The sequence below is a fragment of the Anoxybacillus sp. LAT27 genome (assembly GCF_022030075.1).
Taxonomy (GTDB): Bacteria; Bacillota; Bacilli; order Bacillales; family Anoxybacillaceae; genus Anoxybacillus; species Anoxybacillus kestanbolensis.
This window is the reverse complement of the sequence record NZ_JAIWYK010000315.1, coordinates 1-232: the sequence shown is the minus strand read 5'-3', so window position 1 is coordinate 232 and position 232 is coordinate 1. Positions and strand designations below refer to the sequence as shown.

The window sequence follows — 232 nt, the reverse complement described above, 5'->3', positions numbered from 1 at the left end:
CGGGCGAATAGGTCTGGACCCAAGCGTCGAGATCGCCGCTGCGGTTCGCCAGTCGGCGCAGCACCAGCGCCATGCGCCCGGTCGGCGGCGGGCGATCGTCCATGAACTCGACCACCAGCCGACCCGCCAAATCAGGCTGGAGGGTCTCGGCCGCATGACCGATCCAGATCGCCCAGGCGGTCAGCCGCGTCGACAGCGCCTCGGTGAAGACGGCGGCTGACGCATCGACGCC

Annotated in this window: 1 protein-coding gene; it reads right to left on the bottom strand. The window is 70.3% G+C overall.

Features of this window, described 5'->3' with window-relative positions:
- Window positions 1-232 (bottom strand): hypothetical protein (locus tag LD028_RS09610; RefSeq protein WP_237811685.1); only part of this gene is annotated, 232 nt, incomplete at both ends.